Source organism: Vibrio sp. 378 (assembly GCF_033339435.1).
The window spans coordinates 1-721 of sequence record NZ_JAWOUO010000518.1 but is presented as its reverse complement, the minus strand read 5'-3'; the positions used below and the strand labels follow the sequence as shown (position 1 = coordinate 721).

Genomic DNA, 721 nt, shown 5'->3' with positions numbered 1-721 from the left:
ATGTCGCTTTCATATTATGCTCCTACTATTTCCTCTCTGCGTCCTTTTGTGTCCGCAGCCTATCGTGAGCTTCCCTCTTTTCTTCCTTGTACTGACCTTAGTGCGCAAACACAACAAGGAAGAAATATGACCAAAAAAATGCCATTTTCAGTTTTGGCTGCACTGACTGCTGTCAGTTTCCAGCTGCATGCAGCTGAGTTGCCTGCTGATATCGAGTGGGTTTCAAATAATAATGAGCCGTTATTTGCTTCGGAAGAAGCCGTTTATGGTGGAACTTACCGCACTTACATCGAAAGTTTTCCGCAGACATTACGCAGTGTTGGTCCGGATGCTAACTCTGGATTGCGTCAATATTTGATGGATGGCACGCCCAAAATGGCTCAACGTCACCCAAATACGGGTAAGTGGATTCCTCAATTGGCTAAGTCATGGGCATTTGGTGAAGATAATAAAACGGTTTATTTTAAGCTTGATGACACCGCGAAATGGTCTGATGGTGAGAAGATCACGGCCGATGATTATGTCTTCATGATGCAGTACTACACCTCAAAAGACATTATTGACCCTTGGTACAATGACTTTTTTACCAACAGCATTGTTAGCGTGGAAAAAATTGATGGTTACACCATCCGTGTTAATTTAGCGGTTGCACAGAGTCATGATTCTCTGATGGTCATGATTAATATGCCAAGCAATGGCTTCCAACCTCGTCCAAAACACT

At 43.3% G+C, this 721-nt stretch carries 1 protein-coding gene; it reads left to right on the top strand.

The window, feature by feature from the left end; translation table 11 throughout:
- Positions 1-126: 126 nt before the first annotated feature.
- Positions 127-721 (top strand): ABC transporter substrate-binding protein (locus R7Q48_RS27280; protein WP_318133384.1); only part of this gene is annotated, 595 nt, incomplete at its 3' end.